Annotated in this window: 30 protein-coding genes; 13 read left to right on the forward strand and 17 right to left on the reverse strand. The window is 58.2% G+C overall.

Annotated elements, in window-relative coordinates; all coding sequences use genetic code 11:
• Positions 1-13: 13 nt before the first annotated feature.
• The 7 genes from AB8A23_RS10850 (at position 14) to AB8A23_RS10880 (ending at position 4,499) form a co-directional block, all read left to right on the forward strand.
• Positions 14-454 (forward strand): hypothetical protein, encoded by a 441-nt coding sequence (locus AB8A23_RS10850; RefSeq protein WP_439059797.1) that lies wholly within the window; start codon positions 14-16, stop codon positions 452-454.
• Positions 455-830: 376 nt separating this feature from the next.
• Positions 831-1,442 carry a MerR family transcriptional regulator gene (locus AB8A23_RS10855; RefSeq protein ID WP_439059796.1) on the forward strand — a complete coding sequence of 204 codons (612 nt, stop codon included), beginning with the start codon at positions 831-833 and terminating at the stop codon, positions 1,440-1,442.
• Positions 1,443-1,505: 63 nt separating this feature from the next.
• On the forward strand, positions 1,506-2,237 hold the full coding sequence (locus AB8A23_RS10860) for a hypothetical protein (RefSeq protein WP_439059795.1): 732 nt from the start codon (positions 1,506-1,508) through the stop codon (positions 2,235-2,237).
• 26 nt (positions 2,238-2,263) lie between these two features.
• Complete coding sequence (locus AB8A23_RS10865) at positions 2,264-3,244, forward strand: hypothetical protein (RefSeq protein ID WP_439059794.1); 981 nt, start codon at positions 2,264-2,266, stop codon at positions 3,242-3,244.
• Between the two features lie 5 nt (positions 3,245-3,249).
• The gene (locus tag AB8A23_RS10870; protein WP_439059793.1) at positions 3,250-3,591 is read left to right on the forward strand and encodes a KTSC domain-containing protein; all 342 of its coding nucleotides are present in this window, start codon (positions 3,250-3,252) and stop codon (positions 3,589-3,591) included.
• Positions 3,592-3,611: 20 nt separating this feature from the next.
• On the forward strand, positions 3,612-3,932 hold the full coding sequence (locus tag AB8A23_RS10875) for a hypothetical protein (protein WP_439059792.1): 321 nt from the start codon (positions 3,612-3,614) through the stop codon (positions 3,930-3,932).
• 315 nt (positions 3,933-4,247) lie between these two features.
• Positions 4,248-4,499 (forward strand): hypothetical protein, encoded by a 252-nt coding sequence (locus AB8A23_RS10880; protein WP_439059791.1) that lies wholly within the window; start codon positions 4,248-4,250, stop codon positions 4,497-4,499.
• A 290-nt stretch (positions 4,500-4,789) separates the two neighbouring features.
• Here the strand turns inward: AB8A23_RS10880 and AB8A23_RS10885 are convergent, their stop codons facing one another.
• The 5 genes from AB8A23_RS10885 to AB8A23_RS10905 form a co-directional block, all read right to left on the reverse strand.
• A complete protein-coding gene (locus AB8A23_RS10885; RefSeq protein WP_439059790.1) occupies positions 4,790-5,638 on the reverse strand; it encodes a hypothetical protein in 849 nt (282 codons plus the stop codon).
• Positions 5,639-5,858: 220 nt separating this feature from the next.
• On the reverse strand, positions 5,859-6,494 hold the full coding sequence (locus AB8A23_RS10890) for a DUF6680 family protein (protein ID WP_439059789.1): 636 nt from the start codon (positions 6,492-6,494) through the stop codon (positions 5,859-5,861).
• Positions 6,495-6,815: 321 nt separating this feature from the next.
• The gene (locus tag AB8A23_RS10895; RefSeq protein ID WP_439059788.1) at positions 6,816-9,905 is read right to left on the reverse strand and encodes a hypothetical protein; all 3,090 of its coding nucleotides are present in this window, start codon (positions 9,903-9,905) and stop codon (positions 6,816-6,818) included.
• A 360-nt stretch (positions 9,906-10,265) separates the two neighbouring features.
• Positions 10,266-11,162, reverse strand: coding sequence for a sialate O-acetylesterase (locus AB8A23_RS10900; protein WP_439059787.1), 897 nt, complete (start codon positions 11,160-11,162; stop codon positions 10,266-10,268).
• Positions 11,159-13,120, reverse strand: coding sequence for a hypothetical protein (locus AB8A23_RS10905; protein WP_439059786.1), 1,962 nt, complete (start codon positions 13,118-13,120; stop codon positions 11,159-11,161). Before AB8A23_RS10905 ends, AB8A23_RS10900 begins: the two co-directional genes overlap by 4 nt.
• A gap of 57 nt (positions 13,121-13,177) precedes the next feature.
• Here AB8A23_RS10905 and AB8A23_RS10910 point away from each other — a divergent pair, with 57 nt between their 5' ends.
• A complete protein-coding gene (locus tag AB8A23_RS10910; protein WP_439059785.1) occupies positions 13,178-13,408 on the forward strand; it encodes a hypothetical protein in 231 nt (76 codons plus the stop codon).
• On the opposite strand, the gene AB8A23_RS10915 is transcribed toward AB8A23_RS10910, so the two are convergent.
• Complete coding sequence (locus AB8A23_RS10915; RefSeq protein WP_439059784.1) at positions 13,402-13,722, reverse strand: hypothetical protein; 321 nt, start codon at positions 13,720-13,722, stop codon at positions 13,402-13,404. The two genes, AB8A23_RS10910 and AB8A23_RS10915, sit on opposite strands and share 7 nt — an antisense overlap.
• 265 nt (positions 13,723-13,987) lie before the next feature.
• Here AB8A23_RS10915 and AB8A23_RS10920 point away from each other — a divergent pair, with 265 nt between their 5' ends.
• The 5 genes from AB8A23_RS10920 (at position 13,988) to AB8A23_RS10940 (ending at position 16,592) form a co-directional block, all read left to right on the forward strand.
• Positions 13,988-14,815, forward strand: coding sequence for a hypothetical protein (locus AB8A23_RS10920; protein ID WP_439059783.1), 828 nt, complete (start codon positions 13,988-13,990; stop codon positions 14,813-14,815).
• A complete protein-coding gene (locus tag AB8A23_RS10925) occupies positions 14,812-15,030 on the forward strand; it encodes a hypothetical protein (protein WP_439059782.1) in 219 nt (72 codons plus the stop codon). The genes AB8A23_RS10920 and AB8A23_RS10925 overlap by 4 nt, the downstream gene beginning before the upstream one ends.
• A 21-nt stretch (positions 15,031-15,051) precedes the next feature.
• Positions 15,052-15,417: a hypothetical protein gene (locus AB8A23_RS10930; RefSeq protein WP_439059781.1), complete on the forward strand. Its 366-nt coding sequence runs from the start codon at positions 15,052-15,054 to the stop codon at positions 15,415-15,417.
• Positions 15,418-15,661: 244 nt separating this feature from the next.
• Positions 15,662-15,949, forward strand: coding sequence for a septal ring lytic transglycosylase RlpA family protein (locus AB8A23_RS10935; RefSeq protein WP_439060539.1), 288 nt, complete (start codon positions 15,662-15,664; stop codon positions 15,947-15,949).
• Positions 15,950-16,250: 301 nt separating this feature from the next.
• The gene (locus tag AB8A23_RS10940; protein ID WP_439059780.1) at positions 16,251-16,592 is read left to right on the forward strand and encodes a hypothetical protein; all 342 of its coding nucleotides are present in this window, start codon (positions 16,251-16,253) and stop codon (positions 16,590-16,592) included.
• 37 nt (positions 16,593-16,629) lie between these two features.
• Here AB8A23_RS10940 and AB8A23_RS10945 read toward each other — a convergent pair whose 3' ends face one another.
• The 11 genes from AB8A23_RS10945 to AB8A23_RS10995 all read right to left on the reverse strand — a co-directional run bounded on the left by AB8A23_RS10945 (position 16,630) and on the right by AB8A23_RS10995 (position 20,889).
• Positions 16,630-16,863 carry a hypothetical protein gene (locus tag AB8A23_RS10945; RefSeq protein WP_439059779.1) on the reverse strand — a complete coding sequence of 78 codons (234 nt, stop codon included), beginning with the start codon at positions 16,861-16,863 and terminating at the stop codon, positions 16,630-16,632.
• A 23-nt stretch (positions 16,864-16,886) separates the two neighbouring features.
• A complete protein-coding gene (locus tag AB8A23_RS10950; RefSeq protein WP_439059778.1) occupies positions 16,887-17,078 on the reverse strand; it encodes a hypothetical protein in 192 nt (63 codons plus the stop codon).
• Between the two features lie 11 nt (positions 17,079-17,089).
• Positions 17,090-17,281: a hypothetical protein gene (locus AB8A23_RS10955; protein WP_439059777.1), complete on the reverse strand. Its 192-nt coding sequence runs from the start codon at positions 17,279-17,281 to the stop codon at positions 17,090-17,092.
• Positions 17,278-17,574 (reverse strand): hypothetical protein, encoded by a 297-nt coding sequence (locus AB8A23_RS10960; protein WP_439059776.1) that lies wholly within the window; start codon positions 17,572-17,574, stop codon positions 17,278-17,280. Before AB8A23_RS10960 ends, AB8A23_RS10955 begins: the two co-directional genes overlap by 4 nt.
• Positions 17,571-17,921, reverse strand: a complete 351-nt coding sequence (locus tag AB8A23_RS10965) for a hypothetical protein (RefSeq protein ID WP_439059775.1) — start codon at positions 17,919-17,921, stop codon at positions 17,571-17,573. The genes AB8A23_RS10960 and AB8A23_RS10965 overlap by 4 nt, the downstream gene beginning before the upstream one ends.
• Positions 17,922-17,960: 39 nt before the next feature.
• Entirely contained in the window at positions 17,961-18,287 is a 327-nt protein-coding gene (locus AB8A23_RS10970; RefSeq protein ID WP_439059774.1) for a hypothetical protein, read from the reverse strand.
• 627 nt (positions 18,288-18,914) lie between these two features.
• A complete protein-coding gene (locus AB8A23_RS10975; protein ID WP_439059773.1) occupies positions 18,915-19,121 on the reverse strand; it encodes a hypothetical protein in 207 nt (68 codons plus the stop codon).
• A 22-nt stretch (positions 19,122-19,143) separates the two neighbouring features.
• Positions 19,144-19,536 (reverse strand): response regulator, encoded by a 393-nt coding sequence (locus AB8A23_RS10980; protein ID WP_439059772.1) that lies wholly within the window; start codon positions 19,534-19,536, stop codon positions 19,144-19,146.
• A 156-nt stretch (positions 19,537-19,692) separates the two neighbouring features.
• Positions 19,693-20,439, reverse strand: coding sequence for an SOS response-associated peptidase (locus tag AB8A23_RS10985; protein WP_439060538.1), 747 nt, complete (start codon positions 20,437-20,439; stop codon positions 19,693-19,695).
• A gap of 37 nt (positions 20,440-20,476) precedes the next feature.
• The gene (locus AB8A23_RS10990) at positions 20,477-20,653 is read right to left on the reverse strand and encodes a hypothetical protein (protein ID WP_439059771.1); all 177 of its coding nucleotides are present in this window, start codon (positions 20,651-20,653) and stop codon (positions 20,477-20,479) included.
• A gap of 59 nt (positions 20,654-20,712) precedes the next feature.
• On the reverse strand, positions 20,713-20,889 hold the full coding sequence (locus AB8A23_RS10995) for a hypothetical protein (protein ID WP_439059770.1): 177 nt from the start codon (positions 20,887-20,889) through the stop codon (positions 20,713-20,715).
• Positions 20,890-21,133 lie beyond the last annotated feature (244 nt).

Here is a 21,133-nt window from a genome sequence, read left to right on the forward strand (position 1 = left end):
CGGGAGGCCTGAAGTGAAGAACAAGGCGTTCTGGCGTATGATATCGGAGATGCCGCCGATCGACTGGGCGCTGCTTGCAGCGGAGCGCCGCGGGTATCGGCACACGATAGCCACCATTAAGAAATTCACCGAAACTAAAAAGCGCAATCTCGCCGCCAAGCGCAAGTCGCGCGCGAAGGAGAAGCCTCCACGACCTCCGGTGCGGAAGCGCTTGAAGATTAACTCAGTGAAGGTCATGCTCGGATCGATGGAGCAGGGCGCCTGGTACGGCCGAACAGACATACAGCACATGTCAGGCTTGAAGCGCGGCACTGTTGCCACAGCGATCCTGAGGGCCGAGAGCCTCGGGCTCCTCACGCGAACCAAGAACCCGGCGTGGGAGCGTCAGGGCGGCGTTGAGTGCGAGTTTCTGTATCAGAAACTGTTGGATCCTGACGCGCCGATCGAAAAGTGATGCAAACTGGCACGCAACGAGACAGAGCCCGGATTTGATGCGCCTCATTTCTGAGATTCGAGTAAGGCCAGCGCCACATCAAACTAAGTCTCACGTAACGCCTTCCAATGTGAAGTGGTCGCCACCCCGACGCCAGAATGCGACAAACGCGACATATCTACAGCACAGCCGCCGCGCCGCGAATCACTTTCGCGGAGTGCGCCCAAATCAGTGTCGCGTTTTGCGAGTTGGCAAACACGACATTCACGACACATTGCAATCAACTCCAAGCCTGACCGACACATCTCGCGAGCCCACCAAATCGCAACTTCCACACGTTGACGGCTGTTCAGCCTAGTGATCCCGTTTCGCTGGGGGCGCTGGATTGGAGTCAGCCATGAACGACAGGGAACTTCTCTCACCCAGGGACGTCTCAAAGGAATTGCATGTCACGAACCGCACTTTGCAACGCTGGGCGAGTGTGGGCTTACTCAGGCCTTCACATTTCACTGCCGGTGGGCATGCCCGATACGACCGGGCCTCGATCGATGCGATGAAGCGGAGGCAGCGGCATGAGCTAAAGGTCGATCCGAGCACCATACCTTACGACGAAGAGAGTTCCTCCCAGCTTCGTGCGGACACCGGGCGCGCCAACCTCGCCTCAGTCAACGAGACCCGCCGCGACTCCGGTCTCGTTTTCTCCTCGGCCATGGAGCGCGCCAAGCGCGCGGCGGAGCGGGGCGCCAAGGCGCAGCGGATCTGGTCTGGCCTGCAGGACGAGGCTGTAAGGACGCTGCTGGGGATCGAGCGCGGCGAGTTGTTCTCTCGTATTTGGCGGTACCAGCTCGTAAAGGTCGCTGAAGCCTTGGGCGTCTCGAGTTCGCGGCTGCGGGACATCTGCGATCTGTACGACATTCCGACCCCGCCGCCGGGATACTGGCTAACGAAGCCGGAGCGCCGAGGCGTTCGCATTCTCAGGGGGAATGCCTCCGCAAAAGATACGTTTTGACTTGCTCACACCTTCTGGTTGGGCTTGGATCAGCGCTGGTCTGGGGAGATCCATATTATGCGTGTGTTCTATATCGTGGCGTTTGGCGCCGCGCTCTCGGGTTGCGTCACCAACAACGAGACGGTTCAGTTCAAAAGCTCAAATCCTAACCAGCAAACAATGATGCGCGACGGGCAGTCTGCACTGGTATCGCGTCAAAAGAGCTCCGTCGTACTGGTTCGACCCGCGGCACGCCAGCTCCAGGCCAATGGCCGGCCCGTCTTCGTGGTCGGGATCAACAATCTCGGCCGGGGCCCAATCGACTTCCGCGTTGCGCAGGTCGAAGCAAACCAGCATGTCGGCGCGTCCGATTTCCAAATGCAGGTCGTCACCTTCGAGATGCTGCAGCAGGAAGAGAAGAACCGCCAAGTCGCCGCGGCGATCCTCACTGGCATGGCCGGTGCCGCGAATGCATACAGCGCCTCGCGCGCCGGCCACGGCTCCTATACGACGCCCAGCGGCCGGACAGGCACGTTCTACAGCCCAACGGCCGCCGCGATCGCACAGGGGAATGCTGCCGCTCAAAACGAAGCCATGGTAGCTTCGACGATCGAACAAGGTCAGCGTAACATGGCGCAGCTCGAGCAGGCGGTCATCAAGGATAACACCCTCCTGCCTGGCGAGTGGTATGGCGGGCAGCTGCATCTGGCTCCGCCGACGGATCAAGCCGGCGGTCAGAAATCTTACACCATTATCATAATGGTTGGATCAGATCGCCACGTGGTGGAAGTCGCGCAAGGGCCGGCAGGCGCATAATGCTTAACCGATGCGGAGCGAGTTTGATGGGATGGAAGCACATCGTCCTGCTCACTGCGATCTCTTTTATCGCGACAAGCGCGATTGCCGCGGACGTGAAATCGTCCGCGCTTAAGGATGGCCGCATCATCATTTCGATATCTGGCGAGATCGCGCCAGGCGACCTCGATGCCTTCAAAGCGGCAGTCAAAGCCGCGAACGACGCCGGCAAACTTGTGACATCCATCCGGCTGAACTCTAGCGGCGGGAATCTCCTCGAAGGCGTCAAGCTTACCGAAGCCGTGCGCTTTGCGAAGATGGTGACTAACGTGGGGCAAAATGCAACGTGCGCATCGGCATGCTTCCTAATCTTTGCGGCCGGTGAAGCGAAGTACGCGAACTACACGGCACAGATCGGCGTGCACGGCGCGTCTGACAAGACCGGGGAGGAGACCGTCCAGTCTGGCGCCGCGACAGTCTCAATGGCGCGCGTCGCCAAGGAGCTGGGGGTACCGCCAGCGATTATAGGTCGCATGGTCGTTACTCCGCCGTCCGAAATGGTTTGGCTGAGTCCTACAGACCTGCAGTCTATGGGCACGACGATGGTGGGAAAGCCGTCACAGATCGCGCCGATCAGCTCGGCACCCGCGGTTAACAGTCAGGTTCAAGCCGGCGCGCCGGTACAATTGCAACCGACAGAGAAGGCCTCAGCCCCACCAACCTGGGACAAGCTTGTGGATGCGGGCGTGCGATTGTCAGCAGAACAGAACGGCGGAAAGGCGATAACAATCCGAACATGCCAGCCCGAATTGAAAGCGTGCTTCAACGGCGTTATGTACGTCGACAACAAGGGAGTCGAAACACTTCTGAAGGTGACCAGAGACATGAACGACAGGATCGTGAAACGAGAGGCTTGTACGTTCAATAAGAGCGGCGACATTCGTAAATGCCTGAACTGGGATTCGAGCGAGTCTCGTCGAGATATGAAAGATGCTTCTGGTAATTGGATCAAAGTCGCGGATGAGTAAAGTTTATGATCAAGCTCTTCCTCGCCCTCGCGCTATCAATCTGGTCGATCGGTGTCAAGGCAGAAGCGGTCGACGTGAAGTATCGCGGCGCCGTTGACCTTACGCCATTTCGCTGTACCGACACTCCGCGTAGCAGCTTCGTGGAGCGGGTGTGCTACGACAAGGCCAACCACTACATGGTCATTCGCCTGAAGAGCACCTACTATCACTATTGCGAGATGCCTGAGGCGGTGTTCAACGCTTTCATGGCCGCGAGCTCGATGGGCCAGTACTTCAACGCGAATATCAAAGGCACCGGCAAAGACGGCCCGTTTGATTGCCGGACCCACAAAATGCCGAGTTATTGAGTGCTATCTAAGGGGCATCGATGGATATTTTTGATTACAGCTGGACCTTCGACGAGCGCGAGACGGCTCAATACAAGCATTTCGTGTTGCTCGGATCGAAGGGGATGACCCAGGCGTATCCGACCGCTGCGATGGAAAACACCCAGCAATTTTACTCCCGGGAGGAAGCGCTCGCACACGCGACCCTGGCTGCTAAAGCGCCGGAGATGCTGCGGCTCCTAAGATCGGTCGAGAAGTCGCTACAGATCCTAAGCGTGGACGATGTCGGCGCGCAGAGGCTGCTTGAGCAATTGCAGGCTGGCATAACGAAGATAGTTGCACCGCCTCGCGCGAGCGTCTGACAGTGGGGCTTCAGAAACGGTCAAAGATGTTAAAGGGACGGCGGACGGGGGTGATTTCATAACCTACTGTCTCGTGGATTGAAGTCAGCGCAGTATGCCACCGGAGTAGGGCTTAAGGGGTATATCTTGGCACGACGAAGCGGCGAATGGGGTACCATGAATTGGACGCACGCAATTGTCGCGTTGCTCATGATGACTAGTATGACTTTCCCAGCCAGGTCCGATGAAAATAATTCGGTTCTGCGCCTTCAATGCACTTGGTCTCGGTCGCTGGATACAAAAACGATAAAAATGAGCGGCACCTCAGGATCAACGATGGTCACTGTGAATGTCGGGACGAACAACGTGGGCCGTCTTCGAAAAGAGGGACTCGGTGCAGAATTCACCGCCGTGATCACCGACGAAAAGATCGACGGAAAGACAGAATACGACATTGGCGGTATGCACTATCGTGAGCGGATCAAGATCAACCGCTTTACAGGAGCGATAGAGAGTTGGTTCTTGATCGGAAAAGAGGGGCTGGTCCACTATGGGACCTGCGCACAGCTTTCCAATCGGCTCTTCTGAGACCATCGTCATCGCGGCCCGAGTGAATTCAAATCTCAATTGTTAGTTAGCTGAACCGGCGGAACGTGATCGGTCATTGCATAGTACAGGTGCCAGAACCAAGACGATCTTGTCTGAACTTTTTCAAGGCAATCCCATCGAACTGTAAGGTTCAATGGATCGGACTTGCAAAGATTATTGTAAAGCGCATATCGCTGGTTTTCGATGCGAACAACACGGTCTGCCAGAAAAACAACCAACAAGAGTAGAACGATAATCGCCGCGGCCTTCATCCTTCGTGCCTTCGTTGCTCAGAATGGAAATTCATCAACTTCGATGTCTAGGTCGATAGGAAAACTGAACGACCCTTCTGTAGTTAGCAATCGAATTGTCACGCGACCTGCTAATTTGTATTTGTCTTTAAAGACAATGTCTTTGTTCTTCGCTCCGTAGCGATGTTCTAGATTTTTTTCGCCAGTGATTTTGATCTCAGCCCATGACTTTGCTTGCAGGCGTCGGACCGGAGATCGAATAAAATGACTGATCAAGTTTTTATTGTCTTCCGATTGGCGAGAAGCGCAGTCTTGGCCGTCCTGCTTAAAAGTCCATCCTCTTCCTGTGTCGAAATAGATGGCCTCAATCTCGGGCGAGTTGACCGTTGTTTCGTTGCTTAGATCAAATACCAGATCAACGTTTGCGCTGGCCACATACTCAGATTTCTCTAAGAGACCCCAAGTTTTGTTTAGCTTCACAGAAAGGATCGACTTTCTATTGGCGATTTCTGACCTCAGCCAGTCGAGGTCTTTTTCAAGTGCCTGCCTCAAATTCTGGATCGAGTCGCCATAGATCAAATGACGGTGGTGCTTGAGATCGAAGGGGATGTCGTCCGCCTTCGATGTCAGCAACAGACAGACCTTTCCCTTGGCGTGGGCGTACCCTGTTTCGTAGAAGACATTCGGGTTGCGGCCTGTGAGGTCTGCAATGATCAGGTCTGCAGCGTCAATCTGGCCGTAGATGCGCTCCAAAATATTCTCTTTATGAAATATCTGCTCATCGACCCGCTCAGCTCGAATGCCCAGCTTTTCGGCGGTGTCTTTAATGCCGAGTTTGTAGATGTCATCGAAGGCGGAATCGAATGGCATTAGAACGAAAGCGAACATCGGGGTCTCACTTGGCGAATCGGTGAGAACTCACGATGCCACAACGTTGGCGGGTATTCCGAAGATTAGGGAGATCCGTACCACTATTCACAGGTTCGACGGTTCGTTGGGGTGCTATCCACTTCTGTTTCGCCCGGTGCATCGCAGCCCAATATTGGACATCCGGCTAGTCTGCCGCTGCGCCAGCAGATCGCATCCGTGATGATCCTGTCAGCCTCAGTTACTTGAGAGCGGAACCGAAGCCACCTTCAACTATCATCACCTTGAGCGAGCCGTCTTCGTTGTACGCCTTAGACATCCTAGCGGCCAGCTCAGTTTGCAGCGCAACGGCTTCCGGCGATGAAGGTGCGGACTTTATTTCAACAGGCAAGGATATTTCGCCCTTGAGCAGTCCAACGACGGCCTTGCGCACGAAATTCTGTTGTTCATCAAGATCACTATGAGCATTGGGAAAATAAATGCGGTTCATTTCAGCGACATTAAACTGATAGCCAACTCTCGAACCAATCGCGGCCAGAAGTTTTACAAAAAGATCGATGCGCCTCGGCCCCCATGTCGGATCAGTAGCGGGTGGTGCACTGGTTAGGTGCATAAAATATTCTTCCCACGCGTCCATCACTTTTTTGTCTTTGTAAAAATCAATCGGCACAGCATTCAGCGCTTCGACGTGGGCAGCACTCAGATTCTGGGCGCGCGTTGCCATCAATGTGCGGAAGATGGTCAAGCGTCGTGATCGCTTCTCGCGAAAGCCTTCAACCCATTTCTGAGCCTGAACGGCAAGCACTGGACCCAGTAAAGTACAGCCAGCGATTACCCAGTCCGATAGCCGCAATGAGTCCGCCACCAAATCTACCATCATCACGCCCCAAAGATGTGTCGAAGGGAGACACTCTTATTAATTGCGCGATTCTGCCATGTTGCCCGCGAGCTTTATCCCCGGTCCGTTTGCATAACCATCACCACCTGCTGGGCGGCAGCGCCGTGGAGGTGGCGGCGTCGGGGGGGGGGGGGGGTGGTTCCAGCCCGACAGGCTAATACCTCCGTCATTAAGTCCGAATCCAATAATGGTCACCGTGTGCCGGATGTTCGCGTAATTCGCCAGCCCGGCGATGAGATTAGCCAAGTGTCATGAGCGCCGGGGCGTGATCTTTCGAGTCCTTGCCGCATAGAGAAGCACTCACTCTGCATTTTCCCTCGCTCCATTGTCCGCCGCAATCAGCCGACGCAGATTGATGTTGTAGGCTGGCACGTTGGCATTCTTGACGGGGCGCTCCAGCAGGTACGCGGCCACATCGGGATTGAACCAGGCCATCTGCACGATCTCGTCAGCGCTCTGCCGGTTGGTCGGCAATTGCTCGAGCAGAAGCTTGAACCGCTTGATCAGGCCGCCGCCGGCGAGATCTCCCTTGAAGTGCCGAACGGCGAGCTGTGCCCATCCAGGCACATTCCATTTGTCGGCCGTATTGGAGCCGGAGGTGCCGCGCTTCTCGGCCTCCTTGAAGTAGCCGAGGAGCTTATGCGCCTGACGCAGGCCGTTCATCTCTTCTGGAGAGAACGTCTTAGCCAACAGCGCTTCGTTGTCCTTAAATTCTTTGGACAGCCGCGAGAGCTGCACCTCAGGCGCTTCGCCGACCATACGCGAACCTTGGACCTTGTCGGTGAGCACCTCAGCGACGGCTGCCTTCCAGCCGCGCCGCGCCGGCACGTCGTGCTTCACCAGCGCGATGATCTCGTCGAGCCGTTTTTCGGAGCCATAGCCACCGGTGAGCAGCTTACTGGCGACGTCCCGCGGATCCTCGCGCAGCAGCGTGCCGACGGCGGAGCGGTCGATGTCAGCCTCGGTAACCTTCAGGCTGGCTCGTGCCTGCTCGAGGCTGGCCCGCGCGTCGGCGGACAGTTGCTGGCCTCGCTTGGCTGCGACCGTGATGCTGTTGAATTCTCGCTGCACGTTAGGGAATGCCGCCAGCACGGACGCGTTGTGGTTGGCCCAGCTCGCCGATTTGGCTGGGTTCAGCGTCCCGTCGGGATTGAGGGCCTTCATTGCAAAGTCGGACCGCAGATAGTCACGCACCGCCTCATGCCCGATGGCGGCGTTAGGCGCACCGTCGAGCAGGCGCTGCAGCACGGCGGAAGTCTCCGGACCGGACAAGAACCGCTGGGCCGTCTCGCTCGGTGGCGTGCTCCCGCGGTTCGGTAACCCGTCGATATTGCCGCTGCGGTCTAGCTCCTTGGTGAATATTGCGGCCTCATCTCCTGGGGCAGGTCGGTAACGATCCGCGAAGCTGCGATAGTTCGCATTCGCCTCAGCGTACCCTGGAGCATCGTTGAGCGTTCGATTGATCGCGGCGCGAAGCTGACCCACGTTCGATGCTAGGTCGAAGTTACCGTCTATCTGCGCTTTAGTCTGCGCAAAGCTCAGATATCTGCGGACATCTGCGAGGTCCGCGCCGCTCGCCGTGCCAGTGCCGCCGACGTTCTCACCATCGACCATGCGCGGCCGGAGCCGGTCCAGACGATTGACAAGTTCGCCGGGCAATTGCTGCTCCATCGGGGCGAGGGGATTAGCACCCGCCCGCAGGCGATCGATGGCTGCAAAGACGTCATCCGCTGGCAGTTGCTCGCTACGGCCTGGCGCTGTGTCGAACTGACGGTTCTTCTCAGCTCGGGCAGGGACATAGCCATCGTTGACGATCGTCTTATCCAGGCGCCTCGAGGCATTTGCCTTGTAGTCCGTATTCGCGATTGCCCCGAACTCAGCACCGTGCTCCTGCGCCCCAAGATTGAGGTTGGCCACCTCGTCGGACCGCTGCTTCACGGTCGCATCGGCCGCGTCCATTCGCTCGTTGCGGTTCTGCTCCGCACGTCGAAATACAGCGCCAAGGTCTGCGTCGGGGTCACGCAAGCTATCGATGCGGGTTGCGGCAGCTTCCTTGACGTTCTGGTCGCGCTGGATGAATTCCGGGGCGGACCTGGAGCGCGAGCCGGCTTCCATCGTCACGAGGCCGGGATCTCGCGCAAGCAGTCCACTAGTCGGCAGAGCCGATGCATCTACTGGGCTCTCACCAGCAAGTTTTGGATTGGTCAACTCACCAGCGTTCTCTCGGATGTCCTGCGCGATGGCCTTCGGTGAACCCGTGGCGCCGGCCTGCATCGTGGTAGCAGCGCGATCGACTTCCGCGTGGCCATAGGGCGTCTTGTTCGGGCTGAGCGGGATCTCGGTAGGTGCCGAGGTGAACGCGCGCTTGGCGACATTCTTCAGCATGCCACCGAGGCCCTCGACAATACCTTGCGCCGCGTTCGCGCCGATGCCGCCAGCCAGAGGCGCTACGACGTTTGCGGTGTGCTTGACCCAATCGCCGCCTGCCGGATGTTCCGGGATGGCGCCGGCGGCATTGACAGCCACGCCGGCACCGGCGCCACCGATGGTGTCCCCAACGACCGTGCGCGCCGGCGCGTCCTTGTAGGGGCGGGCGAGGGTGTCCAGCACGCGCCCACCGACAGTGGGCGAGCTAGTTACTGACGCAGCTACTTGGGGCGCACGTGCGGCCAGCATAGCGCCCATTCCGAGACCTTGTGTGCCGAAGCGGTTGATGTCGTAGCCGAGCTTCTCCCCACGAGACATGTCCTTCTCGGAGATGCTGAACGGCTCTGCGATCTGCTCGACCATCTTGGACGCCGGCGTTGCCATCGGAATCTTGGTCCCGGCAACTTTGTTAATGCCAGCGGTGATGATGTTTTGCAGGCCGGCCATGAGGTCGACTGGCGTGAGCACGGTGTCCACGAGGCCCTTGCCGACGCCTTGTGCACCAACCGCAAGGCTGTGCAGCGCGCTTGGGCCATTCGACGGAGTTGGGGCAGGCGGCTTCCCGTCGATATAGACGCGTGGCCGTCCGCTCACCGGCGGCGCATCGGCAAACTGCGCGAACGGGTCGTGATCTACAGGTGTATAGGTCGGTCCCTTCGGCGCCGGCGGCGCGTCAGTAAATTGCGCAAACGGATCGTGGTCGACCGGGATGAGTTTTGAGCCAGGGGCGGCCGGCTGCTGCTGGATCACGAAGCCAGCTGGTAGTCCGGCCGGACCCGCGTTGGTGGCTTGCGGTCGGCCTTCAGGCTGGGTGATCAGCGCCGGATCGGTGACGGGTTTGTATAGTTTGAAGCCAGGTGGCAGCGGGGGGATTGCGGGCTGGTCTAAAACGAAGCCTGGCGGAGGTGGCGGAATGAGATCGTCGAACATTCCGGGTTTTGACGGAACGAGGTCGTCGAACATGCCGGCGCGAGGCGCAGCCACCGGCGGCAAGGTCTGTCCAGCGAATGGGAATTTGCGATCAGCGGAGGTGACATCGGGCAGCGAGGCCGTTGGTACGTACTCGCTCAATGCCCGCAATATCTCAGGCTCGGTAACGTCGTCGGGGAATGTGTGGATCCGGCCTTCGTATCGATATTGCTTGGGCATTTGTCGACCACGTGCTTTGTGCGCTTGCTACTCCGCGCAGGTGCCGGTGGCGAAGCGGCTAATGGGGTCGACCAAGGCTAGATTGTACTACGGTAAGTCCTTTCTCTCAACAGGTCTGCTCACCATGGGTGCCCCGCGACAGAGCCGGCGAAGAGAACTTGGACAACCTCCGCGTCAGACGAACGGTGCGCCGTAGGCCTGAAGCGCAGTCAGCATCAATGAAGCGACGCTATCCATTGCCGCATCCGTGAAATGGCAAAGGTCCTGCCTATTGGTATTGTTCAAGCTGTCCGTATTAGCCCCGGCCCAGATGCCGGTACCGTGGTTGATAACCGCATCCTGCGCGGCCTGGATGGTCGCCGATGCGGCTCCGGCATTCCACGTTGTCTTGTTCACGAACCAAGGACCAGAGTAACCGTCAGTCCTTGACTGAGCGATGATGCGATTGAGTGCTGCAGTGTAATTGGCCTGTGACGTACCAGCGACATTATCGCCCTCGCCCTGCATCCAGATCACTGCGTCTGGAGTCAGTCCGAGCGCAGCGCAGCGCAGTAGCGCAACTTTAAGCCTGATGTAATTGTTCGGCTGGGTGCCGGCTGGATCATGATCGCCTATGTAAGAACCGGCCATCGCAGCAGGGACCATAATCACGCGAGCTGCAACGCTTGCATTGATCAGCTTGTCGGCTAGGCGCCCCATCCAGGCCCCTGCCGGCGGACTACCAGTGACAGGGGTTTGCGAACAACCGAGCGGCGGGTCCTTCATCCGGTAAACGCCGCCGTCGTAGATGTTTAGGTTGTGGGCAAGGGAATTTGACGGTGTGTACGGGGTGGAAGAAACTGAACAGGCATTTGACTGCCCGATGACGATTATAACCAGGGTCTTCTGGCCGCCAACCAGAGTGGCGTCTACCTGAGTGCGGCCATTGGTGTTTCGGTACCCGGGATAATTTCCGTTGTTCGCATAGGCTCCGTTTCCGGTGTTGCCGTGGCTATCGGACCCGCCCAAATCATATTTATCAGGTAGAGCCGTCGCCCCCTTCATAACAGCGGAAAAAGCGACGATGCTCATGCCGTAACGACTCCGGTGATGCCGCACTGCAAAGCAACACTCGGCGTACCATACTCCGTCATTGTGCCGCCGTTCGGCGTCGAAGCCTCCAGCCAAGTTAGAATATGACGGCCGGCAGCGATGTATCCCGCATAATTGGCTTTAGCCGTAAACACGCCACTCGTTGTCGGGTTCACCGCTTGGCCACGCGTTGTAGAACTATCGGCTGTCGTGCTGTCCACGCCAATGCCGCCTGCAAGCGTGCCGAACGTCGTGGTGTTGGACATCGCGAAAATAACCTCGGCTGCGGCCATACGCGGTACGCAATGCAAGAAATCCAGCTGGTTAGCGGTGTTTGCGTTGGCTTGCCGATAGGTCGACGTGCTGTAAGACCAGCTCGACGCCGCTTCCAAAACCTTCATCGGGCGTGGCACTTCGTTGTACCGATTCGACAAAAAACGGAAAGCCGAAGTGTCTGCCGTCTGCCCGATCATGCCTGTCGTTCGGAAAGTCCCCAGCAGACGTCGCGTTGCATCTCCACTCTTGACGTCGATCCCGTTCTGAGTAGCGAGCGCCGTCGCGCGTGTGGTGTCGTTGGTCCATGCGGTGGTGTCCAGGGCGAGAACGCCCGCATTAAGGCGCCCCCAAACGTCAAAATTGGTATTAGCCGCAAGACCTGACAGAGAAAGTGTCGTTTCCGTAAATTGAGTTGGTACCCAATTTGTGCCGTTCCAAAGTGCAATCATGTCACCGTTGAAAGGCGTGAAATATACGGACGTTGCGCCAGTAACATCGCTGGTTGTGACAGGTGTCCCAGTCGTTAGAGTAAGCCGGCCGAACGGCTGCGTAAGCAACAGCAGCGCACCCGCCTGCCCATTGACGGAAGGAACGCCGCTGACAACAGCGCCGAGGATCTCTGTCAGCGTCGAGTACTTCAGCGCATCGCTTGCGGCCGAGTCCGCCAGCATCATCTTGTCAGCGCCGACGGGGACGGTCTTGTGCGTCAGCGCCGGGATCGAGATATCGGTCGGCGCGGCCGCCGAGCCCGTGGCATTCCCCTTGATCGTGTAGGCGGCCATTGTCGCCAGTTCGGCATTGGCGACGGTAGTTCCGACCGACCACGTGTTCGAGCCGGTCCGCCGGGCGATGCCTGTGCCACTCAGCGCGGCGACTGCAGACAGATCTGCATCGAACGCTTGCACGTCAGTGCCAATGACCACGCCCAGCGTTGTGCGCGCCGCAGTCGAGCTGACGTCATCCACGAGCGTCCGCCCGAAGGTGGTGAAATCGGCCAGAGCCGCTGTCCCCGCTCCAGTGAAAAACGGGATCTTGTCAGCGGCACTCGTCAAGCCAGCGATAGCCGCCAGATCAGCGTCAAAGGCTTGAACGTCTGTGCCGATGACCGTGCCCAACGTGACCCGCATCGACGAAGCGTCCGCGTCGTCCAGCAGCGTCCGCGAGAAGGCTGAAAGGTCGAACGTCATCGCCGTGCCGGCGCCGGTGAAAACGATCCCCTTATTCGCCGCGGAGACCAACTGGGAGATCGCATACAGGTTCGGGTTGCTCGCGATCGCCGCCAATGCCGCCTCGTCGGCAAGCGCCGCGAAGTCAGCGATCAGCAACCACTTCGCCGGTTCGAAAGACCCGGCCGACGTGTGAGTGACCAGCGCGCTATAGAACGCATCGCCGTAGAACACGGTCGACGTGTTCGTGGTGTACAGAACGCCGGATTCCCACTCGGTGGGCGGGGTGAACCCCAAGTTCACCGATGGGTCGATCTGGTCCCGGCCAATGGCCGCGTTCATGATCTTGCCGTCGGCACGGATAGACGTCTTCAGGAAGTCGACGATCTCCTGCGTCGACTGCTGAACCTGATTGAGATCGGCGTTCACCTTGTCCGCCGGCAGCGGCCGGGTCGGATTGGAATTCTGGTACGAAACGTAGTCGTACTGCCGAATGTATTTTGTTGGATAGGGCATTGGTCAACCACGGCTGGCGCGAATGGGTTTGCGCGGGTGCCGGTGGCGAAGCGGCTAATGGGGTCGACCAAGCCAAAACCCTACTATGAAATTGTTCGTTTTGAAAGAGTAATGCTTGTTGGAGCGAGTATGGCTGCGATATTTGTAGGGGCGCTGATCCACGTCCTCGGCGGCCAAATGCCAATCGCTCGCGGCGGAGCGTTAAGCCTCATTAACTCACCGCGCGGCAAGCAGGGCATGAGGAAATGGGGCGACGCATCGGGACGTGACGTGCACGATGCCTATTGATCGGGAACGGTCAGCCACAACTGGATTGCGCGAGCGGCGCGCATCCACTCGCTGGAGCTTTGGGGCACGGTTCGACCATGGTGATATCCAGCAAGCTCACGAATTGCCGACAGTGCCGCTCGTTCAGCTTCGGCCATGGCAGGAGACATGTTCGGCGTCGGTTGCTCAGTTGCCAGTCCGTTCAGCAGACTGCGGGCTTCCTGCTCGGTGCTGATTGCGGCGACCTTCAGGATCGATCTGTAGTAACGGGCTTTGATGAGGCTTTGCTCGTCGCTCGTTGGAGCGATCTGACGGCTAAATACATTGCTGTTCAAAATGCCCCCTTTGTCGATGGGGTCGTAAAACAGGCCAAGGGCAGTTTTGTTCCGAGAGACAAACGCGCAGTCCGTCCAGTGTCAGTCGTCGGAAAGCTCATACTTCTGGCGAAGCTCGAGGGTCAGAGCTCCAACAGTACGAGCGCACTTAAAGTGGGCCAGGCTATCCTCAGTGCTCGTCACTGCGCTCCATCCAGGACCTTCGGATGTTTTGACCTTCCGTATCTCAACCAAAACTCCCGGCGGACATTCCGGGTGCTCGTTCATGCGCTCGCGGAAAAGCTGCGCCAGTTTGGCTTTGGAAATGGGCTTCTTTGCCATCGGTCCCTGCCTTGTGGCAGTAACCCTAGCAGCAATTTGCTGCGGCCGGCGGTATGCGGCGCCCGACGTGAAGTCAGTCGTGTTTCAAGCTGTAATGATCCCGCAACTGCGTTTCTATGCGCGTTACCGTATTCGCAAGCTGGGGAAATTGCCGACGCTGACTGGCATTCGTCAGTGCGCTCCAGTCCCCACGACCGCCTCTGGGGACGATTGCTATTCGGGCATTACTCAGACTGGTTCCAACGAGCTTCTCGTGGAAGTGCCAGATCAGCTCGTCAGTGGTAGTAACTTTCTTGGGCATGTATGTCCGAGGGTTTTAAAGGTGAATTTGGCCGAGGCGATTCAGTTGCATCACCTATTTCATGCAGACAAGCCTTGTGGTCATTCTTGGACAGCTGATAACGATCGCACCGCTTCCTGTCGCCGGAGGTTGGAAGATAGGCATAGTGGATGGCCCTTTGCTCCCGATCGGAACGCAAAGCGCGCTGGCCACAGTTTCGTCTGCTTCGCAGTTAGCGGATCCAGTTTTCTCAACAACCCTGAAGACCGTCCCGTCTTTGCCGGGCGCCCCGTCTTTGCCGTCCTTGCCGGCGGCACCGTCGCGACCGTTCTTGCCATCCTTAGGCAGGTCCCTGCCACAACCGGTAAGAGGAACGCTAAGCAACGCGATGCAGGCGAGCGCAAGTATCGATTTCATTTAGTGGTCCCGATCTTCGACAGGATCCTGCCAGCGAAGATGACAGCTAACGGCCGACTTGCGGAGGTGTCATGACTGAAGAGGTTCGGCGGCCGAGAGTTCCCACAGCTTCCAAATATCAGTCAGCCCGGAAGTCTGTGATTAAACGCGCCATCATCGTGCTCGACGCGCTCGGCGATTCCGAGATGAGGTTTCAGAACCTGGGGCAGGTCTGGAACAGGGCGATCAACGACGCTGCGCTGGCTTATGGCTACACGGAAGCGACCGTCCGGTTCATCCCGACGGCGTGAGAGATCGCCCAGGCCGAGATGGTGGCGGATTGGCTGCTCTGGCTCGGCAACAACGATGGTGGCGTGCGCCGGCTTGTCTCTTGGGCCCACGACGAGCCCGTCCGGCGAATGGCGGAAAGGGAGCTATGCAGTATTCGTACCATCCACAACCGCATTGACCGCTCCGTGCCTGCGATCCTGAAGCAGTTCGGCGGCATGGATGCCGAGATCCAGGAGATCGAGGAAAAGCCGGAGAGGGCACATCCGCCCAACTTCATGACGCAGCGATCGGTGATCACGGATACGGCGCCCATCAGCCAGCACGCCAAGGTGTGGATCGACGGCGTCGGCTTCATGAAGCACGGCCGACGGTTGAACAACGGGCAGAACAGGACAGCGACAGGATGATGGTGCATGGCGGTTGATTTGGGGGACTACACACCGGCGTTGAAAGCTGGGCTTAAAAAGGCGGGAGCGCCGGGCCTGCCTAAGGGCGACTTGGGATCAATCCTCAGCCTGCAATTTCTGCATCACAACCGAAGGAAACTCAATGATCCGCCTGTTCTCGGCGTGCGTTTTGCTGTGCGCATTTTTCATCTCACCGGCTTCTGCCCAGAATTTTCTCGAAGGGGTGGTTTCGATCAACGTCACCATGTCCAAGGAGGAAACGTGCGTCGCTAGCCAGTACGGCGTTGGGGATGGCTACCATGGCAAGCGGACGGCTTCCGGCGAAAGGTTCGATACCTACGCCCTGACGGCCGCGCACAAGACTAGGCGCTTCGGCAGCCGTGTCACGGTAACGACCAAGGCCAACGGGCGGTCGGTGCGCGTGCGGATCACGGATCGCGGGCCGTTCATCAAGGGACGTTGCATTGATCTGTCTCGGGCAGCGGCCAACGCAATCGGCATGGGCGGCACGGCGCGCGTCACGGTCCAATGACGACATCGCTGTGCGCGGCTGCGGCCGTTGCCCTTGCCGTCGGCATCTGGGCGCTGATCCGATGGGCTGATCGCCAGCACGAGAAGTAAATCGGGCTACGGCCCTCCGAGGCCAAAATGGCGGCTGGAAGACGGTTCCGAGGGCGACCCGACCTCCCAGTGTGACGTATGTCACAGAACGGTAGCATGTTTTCCTTTACGGTAGTCCAGCCGATACTAGCCATCTGCAAGTCGGCTCCCGGTCGGACGACGTGGCACTAAAAGTGCATAGTTCTCTCGGTGAACTGGGGAGGGGGGCGTGCGTGAGCGTTGAGCGTCCTGAATACTCAGTTCGCCGATTGGCTGATGATTTGTTTGCCATCGAAGCCCGTGGGCCGACAGGTAAAGCTAAATTACTGGCGGGATCATTTGAGCGGCAGACGGACGCAACCCAGTTTGTCAGGCGGTTGCGCTCCAAACCCGCGGCCGTAGCCCGCGCCGAGATTGCGGAGACGGTCTCTGACTCCGGATACACTGTCGACTTCTTGGCCTTCAAACATGGTCTTACACATGAGCAGGCGAGCCAGCTAATCCGTGAGGCGGGAAACTCTCGTAAAACGCTGGATGCAGCAGCCACGGCGTTAAACAAGGGCTCAGTTTATTGAGCACCGGTGCAGCGCCGCTATGTTGTGAGACTTCCGTTTAATCCCTTGGGCTTCGGTTCGTCGGCGCGAGCGATATGCCTTCACGGGTCGCCTTGCCGTAAACCGAGGTAACAGTCCGCTTCAACTTCATTGCGATCAGTCGCGTCGGGGTGTTCTGCTTCACCAGCGTCTTCATGTTTTTCAGTTCGGCTTCAGTCCAATCCCGGCGAGGTCCGGCGGCTGACGCCTTTTTCGCGGTCTTCTTTGCGCTCTTCTTTGCTTTCCTAGCCACGCATGTCTCCCTTTTCGTCTAGGTTATTGTACAACTTTCAGGCGCCCATACCCCTTGGTCAGCCGGTCCTGTGCGGCGATCACGTCTTCTCGGTCCAGTATGTCCAGCATCCTCTGCAAGACAGCCTCTGGATTGCGTGGGCCGGGCTCGATGTATGCGCCCAGGAGAGCCTGGGCGTCGTGCATGGCCTTCATGATGATGTCGATGTCGCGCATCACCGCGCCTCCTATGACAGCCGCAGCCCGAAAGTGGCCCCGAGTCGATCGACCGCCTCGACAAGGTCAGTGCGGGTCAGCAGAGCTTTTAGTTCTTGGATGGTCTTCTCCGGATTAAGTGAAGTGTCCTGATCACCGTCCGCAAGAATAAGCTGAGCCTCTCGTAGGGCGTAGAGAGTTAACTCTTGGTCGGACAGGTTCATCGATCTCTCGCAAGCTTGGTGCGGTTGCGCCACTTCGGCTCTTTGTCGACCGAGTGATAGACGGGCGTGCCTTTGGGGTAGAGCGCCTGCATCATACCAAGGCGCGCGAACTCGATCGGCCCGCCATGATCCGCTGCCTGGATCAGAACATGCATTGCAATCTGCCACGGCGCACTGTCGTGCTGAGATTTTGGAAGGTTGGTGATGTACGCACCAGCCTCTCGAAGCGTGACGATCTCGGCGCCATCTGGCAGGACAATCGGGCCGGGGAACGGTGTCGACCAGGACATCATGCCAACCTCAGGTTTAGCTGGCGCTCTCGGCCAGCGTGGCGGACTACGAAATCTTCGATTGAGGAAGACAGGTCTTCATGTCGCAGATCGGCTCGGCGCCTGATCTCTTGGGCTACATCTTCCGACACGTCGTCCGCCCAATGCTCGAAGGTGTTGAAGGCGATGACCCGCTGAGGATCGTTGTACTGTCCGGACATCAAATCGCGGATGACAGCCTCTAGGTCGGTTTCGCCAGCGTCGGCCTCGCGCCACGCGCATCCCGATCTCTCGAAGCAGTCCAGAACGAGATAGACGTTCTGATCGCCGATATTCGGCACAATAGATGGTGTCCAACGGGACTGACGCATACTGGAACTCCGACGCAACTGACGGCGGATTCAAGCGAATCAGGATCGATTCGTTCCGGGCCATTTCGGCCGGTCGCCGGCTCGCTCCTCAGCCCGCCGCGCGGCGTGGATTGCGTCATCGGACAGCCCCGCGCGCACGCCGGACCAGACTACCTTGAAACGTCGTTTGCATTCCTCGATGTCGCTACAGATGCCGCGGTGTGCGGCGGGCTGCGGCTGGCCGGGCAGATTGACGCCCCAGAACCAGTTGGGCTTGCCTACCGGCGTGCCGGGCTGCTGGAGGATGCGGCCGACGGTGATGTCTCGCCAGATCACTACGTAGTCATTGGCGCTAGCGACATCGCCATTGAGGCGGGTAGGACGCATGCGAAGTTCGTCGTCATAGTTCATAGGATAGGCGCTTCGTCTTTCTTGGTGCCGCGGGCGACGATGTCGCGCCCTCGGCCGGTTCATAAAGAACATTCGCGCGGATGACGATCTGATCCCTAGTGGCGTCGCGGGGCTTCGATCGCGCCCTTTTCGCGCAGATGAGCCCTTAGTTTGCGAACGCTTGGCAGCGGAATGCCGAGATCATTCGCCTTTCTTTGCACTGATGTAAGGGGCCGGCCAAGCGCCGCCGCGGCTCGCAAAGCAGTTGCCCCGTTGTCGACCAGCGCTTTCAGCCTGGCGACCTCTTCAGCATCCCACGGCTTTGCGAGCAGGCGCCTGGTCACGGCAATTTCTCTGGAGGTCGCAGCTCGCCCTTCAACCAACCCGCAGCTTGGAGCACAGGGTCTGGCTCAACAGCGGTTTGGATGAAGCTGCACTTTGGGCACTCGTAAGAATGCACGACGAAGCCATTTTCGGGGAGCGAGCACCTAATCCACTGAGAGGCGGCTCCGCAATTCTGACAGGGTGGGGTTCGAGTCCTCGGCATGGCCAGCACATGACGGTTAGCTTTCCTGCGTTACATAATATTCCCGAAATGCCTGCTATCAAGAGAAAGTAGCTCGTTCAGGGCGAGGCAACTCGCTCAATCCTGTTTTCGAAAAGTGAACGCGGAATAACCTTTGAGCGCAAGGCTGCCGCGAACATCTTGCAGACGCACACTGGTTCGCCTCTGAGGGTCGTGCATCTGCAGGTATCGCCGTATGCGAATTTTATCAACCTGTCGATGTCTTGGTCTGCGATGGCTGCTTCAATCTGGTCGTCATAGGTCATGAAAATCTCTCAGGCTAGGCCATTAAGCAGGAGTCTGGCCGCCAACGTTGAGAAGCTGTGCCACCGCTGTTATCAATTGTGCGGGCGCAAAGGGCTTGGTCAACAATACGCTGTTCGGCACCCCTTGGGAGGCCCATTCCGCTGCGCTATCGCCGGTCATGTACACGACCGCCAATTCAGGATCGATCGATCTTGCGTGCCTGGCCACGTCCCAGCCCGTCAGGGTGCCGTGACCCAGTTTTATATCGGTGACGAGCGCGCGGTATTTTGGGTCAGAGGCATCGAGTAGCTTGACCGCTTCTTCGCCGGACTCGGCGAGAACGACTTTGAATCCGCCATCGTCCAACGTGTCCTCGACTATGTTGCGGATCAATTCTTCGTCTTCAACAAGCAATATTACTAGAAGGTCTTCCACCGCTGCGTCCCCCGCGCGACTGTCGCAATTGACGGTCGCGCTACAATAGATGGCGCATTAGAAAGTTCCACCGGCCATTCAAAGCTGCAGGCATCCTCTGCCAGAACGAAGCTCGGCGCGCCCAATCAACTTTTCGGGGGCTTTCGCGGCGATGGCTTAGGACCGTGGCTCGACGTATTGATGGGGGCTCGGGGCTTCGTCTTTCTTGATCCCGCGGGCGACGATGTCGAGCGCTCCGTCAGGCAATGGGCGCTGCAATGCTTTCGCTTCCTCCCATGGCGCATTCATCCAGACGTCGACCTCTTCCGGTGTGGTCAGGATCACCGGCATCGCCTTGGGATGGACCGCATAGACCTCTGCATTGGCGTCTGTCGTGAGGAAGCCAAACAGATCGTTGGTCGACTCGCCTTCCTTGATCTTTCGTACTGAGGTCCAGTTGGTCCAGAGGCCAGCGAAGCAGGCGAGGGGGCGGCTTTCGTCCAAAGCGAACCAAATGTCGAGGCCGGTGGCCTTGTCGAATTCGCTAAAGGACGTGAGTGGCACAATACAGCGATGTTCAAGCCCCAGCCATCGCGTCCAGTGCTTGCTGTTTAGTCTTCGAATGTTGGTCGTGCCCTTGTCGGGCTCTTTGCGCAGCAACTCCTTGAAATCGACCGGTTGGCCCTTGGCCTCTAGTTTGCCGGCGCGGGTCTTCGCCTTTTTGAACAGCGCAGCACTCGACGATGGCATGCCCCAGCGCAACATCGCCAGTTCCCGGCCGTCGGCGCTGTTGCGCACGATCGGCGCCATCTTGTCAGGAAAGATGCCGGGCATCGGCGGCAGGTTTCCCGTGATGTCGCGATCGACTTTGAACAGGTCGCGGATGGCCGCCTGGTTCTTCGTCATCGAATATAGGTTGCACATGGGATAATAGTGCCGGGATGTCACCGCTTGGTCTAGGTCAACCGGTCCCCGGCGCATCAGTGTCGTTCAGTTCGACAACAGCGAGTTGCTTTTCGAGCTCTAGTGCCAAAGCCTCTAATCGTTCCACCGTAAGCGGGTCAAGCGGCTCGGCGATCAGCCTACGCGCTTGCGCCAGCCGCCGATATAGTTCCTCTTTGTCGCGATCGTCCGGCACGCCACATCTCCATCCGACGTCCCACTTACGGCGGAAGAGGTATTTTGTTCGACGCAGAACTAGGATTTGTACTTGAGCACTGCGACCTTGCGGGCCAGGTGCCAGAGTTCGACGTCGTGACCATCGACGAGCTTCTCTGCAACCTTCAAGGCTTGTTCGTCGGAATCAGCCTGGACGACTTCGAAGCTTTCGAAATGACCGTCTTTGCCAACGATATAGGCACGATAATCGGCCATCATTCTGCTCTTAAAGACGGCAGCAACCAATAGTTGTTCTTGGTCGCCAGGTCCATGCGTAGTGTAGCACGTTTTGCCGAGGTTCAGCATATATCTGTCCACGCCAACGTAACAATCATCTTCTGCAGTAAAATAGCTTGCTGTGACGACATCAATTTGCGCGCGGCCATCACGGACAAAAGCAAAAACATGTCGGATCGCGGACAGACGGAAACCCGCGGCCCCTGTAGGCTGACGTGCTAGG

It is taken from the genome of Tardiphaga sp. 619_E2_N8_4 (genome assembly GCF_051810905.1).
Taxonomy (GTDB): domain Bacteria; phylum Pseudomonadota; class Alphaproteobacteria; order Rhizobiales; family Xanthobacteraceae; genus Tardiphaga; species Tardiphaga robiniae.

Bases quoted from the DNA above. Each gene is read 5' to 3' on its own strand.
- AB8A23_RS10900 (WP_439059787.1), bottom strand. From the start codon at position 11,162: ATGAGCATCGTCGCTTTTTCCGCTGTTATGAAGGGGGCGACGGCTCTA.
- AB8A23_RS10920 (WP_439059783.1), top strand. From the start codon at position 13,988: ATGCGCTCGCGGAAAAGCTGCGCCAGTTTGGCTTTGGAAATGGGCTTC.
- AB8A23_RS10890 (WP_439059789.1), bottom strand. From the start codon at position 6,494: ATGGTAGATTTGGTGGCGGACTCATTGCGGCTATCGGACTGGGTAATC.
- AB8A23_RS10950 (WP_439059778.1), bottom strand. From the start codon at position 17,078: ATGCGCGACATCGACATCATCATGAAGGCCATGCACGACGCCCAGGCT.
- AB8A23_RS10995 (WP_439059770.1), bottom strand. From the start codon at position 20,889: ATGGCCGATTATCGTGCCTATATCGTTGGCAAAGACGGTCATTTCGAA.
- AB8A23_RS10870 (WP_439059793.1), top strand. From the start codon at position 3,250: ATGATCAAGCTCTTCCTCGCCCTCGCGCTATCAATCTGGTCGATCGGT.
- AB8A23_RS10855 (WP_439059796.1), top strand. From the start codon at position 831: ATGAACGACAGGGAACTTCTCTCACCCAGGGACGTCTCAAAGGAATTG.
- AB8A23_RS10865 (WP_439059794.1), top strand. From the start codon at position 2,264: ATGGGATGGAAGCACATCGTCCTGCTCACTGCGATCTCTTTTATCGCG.
- AB8A23_RS10905 (WP_439059786.1), bottom strand. From the start codon at position 13,120: ATGCCCTATCCAACAAAATACATTCGGCAGTACGACTACGTTTCGTAC.
- AB8A23_RS10965 (WP_439059775.1), bottom strand. From the start codon at position 17,921: ATGCGTCAGTCCCGTTGGACACCATCTATTGTGCCGAATATCGGCGAT.
- AB8A23_RS10970 (WP_439059774.1), bottom strand. From the start codon at position 18,287: ATGCGTCCTACCCGCCTCAATGGCGATGTCGCTAGCGCCAATGACTAC.
- AB8A23_RS10910 (WP_439059785.1), top strand. From the start codon at position 13,178: ATGGGGTCGACCAAGCCAAAACCCTACTATGAAATTGTTCGTTTTGAA.
- AB8A23_RS10885 (WP_439059790.1), bottom strand. From the start codon at position 5,638: ATGTTCGCTTTCGTTCTAATGCCATTCGATTCCGCCTTCGATGACATC.
- AB8A23_RS10960 (WP_439059776.1), bottom strand. From the start codon at position 17,574: ATGATGTCCTGGTCGACACCGTTCCCCGGCCCGATTGTCCTGCCAGAT.
- AB8A23_RS10895 (WP_439059788.1), bottom strand. From the start codon at position 9,905: ATGTTCGACGACCTCGTTCCGTCAAAACCCGGAATGTTCGACGATCTC.
- AB8A23_RS10875 (WP_439059792.1), top strand. From the start codon at position 3,612: ATGGATATTTTTGATTACAGCTGGACCTTCGACGAGCGCGAGACGGCT.
- AB8A23_RS10925 (WP_439059782.1), top strand. From the start codon at position 14,812: ATGACTGAAGAGGTTCGGCGGCCGAGAGTTCCCACAGCTTCCAAATAT.
- AB8A23_RS10985 (WP_439060538.1), bottom strand. From the start codon at position 20,439: ATGTGCAACCTATATTCGATGACGAAGAACCAGGCGGCCATCCGCGAC.
- AB8A23_RS10975 (WP_439059773.1), bottom strand. From the start codon at position 19,121: ATGACCTATGACGACCAGATTGAAGCAGCCATCGCAGACCAAGACATC.
- AB8A23_RS10935 (WP_439060539.1), top strand. From the start codon at position 15,662: ATGTCCAAGGAGGAAACGTGCGTCGCTAGCCAGTACGGCGTTGGGGAT.
- AB8A23_RS10880 (WP_439059791.1), top strand. From the start codon at position 4,248: ATGGTCACTGTGAATGTCGGGACGAACAACGTGGGCCGTCTTCGAAAA.
- AB8A23_RS10955 (WP_439059777.1), bottom strand. From the start codon at position 17,281: ATGAACCTGTCCGACCAAGAGTTAACTCTCTACGCCCTACGAGAGGCT.